This window comes from Salipaludibacillus sp. CF4.18, from assembly GCF_051262595.1.
GTDB lineage: Bacteria > Bacillota > Bacilli > Bacillales > Salisediminibacteriaceae > Salipaludibacillus > Salipaludibacillus neizhouensis.
Window position 1 is genome coordinate 1 of record NZ_JBIMEV010000109.1, and the last position, 4,098, is coordinate 4,098.

Sequence of the window (4,098 nt, forward strand, 5' to 3'; positions counted from 1 at the left end):
TCTTATTGAAAGTCAATCAAATTTGTATAATAAATGTAATATTTTTGGTTCAATTCATCCGCAATAATCACATGAGTCAAAAAGGTTAGTGGTTTTATTATGAAATTTTGCTATCTTCTATCGACCAAAATTTAACATCGCAGATCAATACACTTAAAGAGCAAAGATGCGAGAAAAATTTTAGGAGCTATGATGGGTTAAATAAGAAGCTGAGACAGATTGTCTCAGCTTCTTATTTAAGAGAATTTAAAGTTCATGTTCATATAATTTGACTATCTTTTTTCTTCGTACTCTTTCTGAACGCACAAGTTCAAAACGATATTGTGAAAACCGAAATTCGAATGGAATTATCAATTTTCTCTATCTCGTTACTTCTCTATTTTTCATGTTCTATATCTTTGTAAGCTTTTTTCTTTTTCCTTATCCTCTTTAATTCCTTGTCATCAATTTCATTTTCATGATTCGATCCTCCACTAGATCCACCCATTAATGTTAATGAATCGATTAGTTGACCTTCTCCCCCTCCAATATGATTAGAATGTTCATTATTTTTATCTTGATTTTTTTCAAAACTTAGTATTGATTTTTCAATATCAATAACCTTACCAGTGTTTAAGTAATTTTCAATTGATCTAGTCTTAAATCTCATGTTTAATGAATCCACTTTTTCATCCTTTACCTTTGGATGTATTTTCATGAATAAGTCATTTATCTTTTGTTTCATATTATTAATTTGTTTTTCCTTCTTTAGTAAACTATTACGGACATTTGTGTATTCAATTGCTTTATTGTAGACATTATCTTTATCATAATTATTTCTTATCATTTCAGAATACGATGTTTTCACTTTGCTATTGGTTGAATTGAGAATACTTAAGTCTGCTTGATTTTCTTTCCAATCTCTCAACAATATATGTGCATTAATATTCCCATCTGAATATCTATTAATTTCTGTTTCAAATTCAGGTATTTTATCTTTAATAATTCCAGTTGATTCATATTCATTTACATACTTAGATTTTAATCCTAGAACATCTTTGTCATTTGAATTCAAACTTTCGCTGTAATCAGGATAGAGAAACTTAAACTGTTTATTGAGAATATCTATTTCATTTTCATGAACACTTTTTGCAAGTTCATAAGCACTTAAATAACCTCTTGTCTTTTTTTCTAGTTCACTTTGAGTTTCTTTAAATTGATTAACCTTATCAGTGAGTTGTTCATCAAAACCTTGAACAATAAAACCATAAATAAGAACTTTCTTTGGCTCTTTTTGTAATACATTCATTGCTTTGTTTATTACCTCTCGTTCTGATAATAATTTAGAAGTTTGGAACTCTAATGCTTTATTCCACTTCTCAAGTTTATTTAAGTTATTTAATGACGATTGATAATTTACTTCTCCACCAATTCTCTTTTCAATGAATCGATATGAAGATGATTCACTTAATGGGTGTTCTGATCGAATAGTAGTGTAATCCTTAGACAATAATTGTTTCTCTTTACTAAGAGAATAAAGTTTATTATCTATCTCTTTCAACTTCTCTTCTTTACGATCAATCATCCTATTCAATTTCGCATAATAAGTTAAAGGTTCATAATCATAACCTTCTCTTTTGGCTCTTTCTTTTTCTCTTTTTTCAAAGAAATATTCATTCTGTTTTAAACGATGTCTTGCTCTTTTTTCGATCCCCTGATCCTCATAAGACTTATGAGAAACTTCAGCATCTATATCAAATGATTTAAAATAATTATTTATTTTTTCTGCATAGTTTTCTCTCCACTTTTTTAAAGTATCTAGATCATTCCAATTAGTAGAAGATATAGTTTTAAATTTCTTTTCTCCATTTTCTTTAAGTATGTTTTCTCCATTTTCATTAAATAAGTACTCTCGTTTTTTCTTCATATCCCATTCACCATGTTCATTAAATGGTCGAACAGTGAGCATAATATGAGCGTGAGGATTATGTTCTTTATCACGGTGAATAGAAACATCTGCCACCATACCATCTTCCACAAAACTTTCTTCAACAAACTCACGAAGCATTTCTTCTTGTTGATCTTCATCTAACTCAACCGGTAAAGCTACTAACACCTCTCTCGCTAAACGACTGTTATTTCTGTCTTCCTTTTCCTGTACTTCATTCCAAAGTTGTTCACGGTCCAAAGTCCATTCAGGGGCATGATCAGGCTTCATAATAAATGACACTGGATCAACCGATCGCTCTTTAAATCTTTTATACTCGTTATCCTCTTTAGAATACAACTCTTCATTAGAACGATAAGAAGCTGAAGCGACAACTGATTGATTTTTTGACCTTGTAATTATCTTTGTACTTAACATGAAATAACTCACTAAAATCACCACCGATCCCGAAGGGCTATTGCAAAGCAACGAACAAGGAAGAAACGTAGTGAATGACTTCCCATAACACACCACGATTTAGGGTGTGGGTAAATGGGCACTGTTTCTATTCTAGAAGACGTGATTCACTGATAGGCTTCCATATTTAGTTATAACTTGCTGATTGTTTTTGAAAGTGTTTAAGAACTATAGTAACCCTATCTGCTTTAACAGATATTTTGTAAAACTATTGTAAATTATTAATTACCTTGATAAATTATAAAAGTTGCAAAAGAACTAAATCATTTGCAACCTATTTACCTTTACTAGCTAAAAATTATTTTCTTAGTAACATAAATCTAAATTATTCTTTTAATAGTTTTCATTCATAAATAACAATACCATTTCAGTTTTTTAAATTTAAATTAGTTATTATGCCTTCATTGAACATGATGTAAATTCTCTGTATTTCCTTTAATGCGTTTTTCATCCAGTATTTTTCTATACTTTTCTGCGTCTTGATTAATTTTCCTAACTTCCTCCGGAGTGTACTCTTCTTCGAGTTCGGAGCTTTCATTAATTTGATCTAAAATCGATTTTGGCAAAGGTGTTAGATTTCCAGATCTTTTCACTTTATCTTCGTTCATCTGAATAATGATTTTACTGAAATTTTTTCTTAAACTTTGACCAGATAAAATGATAGAATTCCAAAATGAATTACTTTGGCACCAGTCAATAACGTTCTCAACATCTTCTATAGGACGACCTTCTTTTTCAATGAGAAGCCTTATATCTTCATCCCACTTTTCTAAATCAGGATTATTAAACCACTTATCATTGATTAATATTTTTTCATGCAGTTGTTTAGATAATTTAAAATAAATTGAATTATAATTTTGATTACTTTTATTTACTTCTTTTTCTTTATTTTCATTTATTTTATTTTCATTTGATTTATTTTTATTTACTTTACTTTGTGTACTTTTACTATCAGTTACATCAGTTGTTGGTGAGTTTTTGATATCAGAAACTCTATTTACTACTACGTTTCTGATATCCGAAACATCTGTTAAAAGGTATGCCTCTTCCATCTCCACCTCAACTCTCTTATAGATTGCATGTAAATAAATTTCTTGAATTCTTCTTGATGTGATCACTGAATGTTTTTTCAGCAAACCAAAATCAAAAATGCCCCATTTAGCACAATCACTTATGATCTCATTAACTACCTCTATTTGGAGAGATATTCTATTACTAAATAGAATTTGTTCTTTTTTCTCCCATTTAATAAAGTAACCATTTTTGTATATTTTCTGAAAAATCTTTATTAAGACAGCGAAAGCTTCCAAACCATGCTCTGCTTCTATTAGTTCAATTTCGTCATCCATAGTTACATTAAGTGGAAAATAGTCTAATCCTTTTTTGGGCGGTCTCGCCAATCTTTACTCCCCCTTTAACTTAAAAAATTTATGATATTAATTATGGTTCTTTACAATATACTGAAGTTGTCACTTTTTCCTGCTATAATATTAGATGGAATTAATTTTTCTGTTAATACTCACTAGACCGCCAAGTCTTTAGTGGGTATTTTTTATGTCAAATCGCTTCACTTTTTTTACCATTTTCAAGACGTTTGTTCAATTTAGTGAAAAATTTAAGGTCATTATTAGTATTGTTCATAGATGCCGTTACATCGTTCATAAATTCATCTATTTCATCAACCTTAAATAGATATTTGCTGCCTACCTTATAAT

Annotated in this window: 2 protein-coding genes; both read right to left on the reverse strand. The window is 29.5% G+C overall.

The features are described 5' to 3' along the window. Positions 1-376: 376 nt before the first annotated feature. Entirely contained in the window at positions 377-2,344 is a 1,968-nt protein-coding gene (gene mobQ / locus ACHABW_RS25350; RefSeq protein ID WP_435759783.1) for a MobQ family relaxase, read from the reverse strand. Between the two features lie 440 nt (positions 2,345-2,784). After that, positions 2,785-3,783: a DUF4373 domain-containing protein gene (locus tag ACHABW_RS25355; protein WP_435759785.1), complete on the reverse strand. Its 999-nt coding sequence runs from the start codon at positions 3,781-3,783 to the stop codon at positions 2,785-2,787. Positions 3,784-4,098: the final 315 nt, after the last annotated feature.

Bases quoted from the DNA above. Each gene is read 5' to 3' on its own strand.
- mobQ (WP_435759783.1), bottom strand. From the start codon at position 2,344: ATGTTAAGTACAAAGATAATTACAAGGTCAAAAAATCAATCAGTTGTC.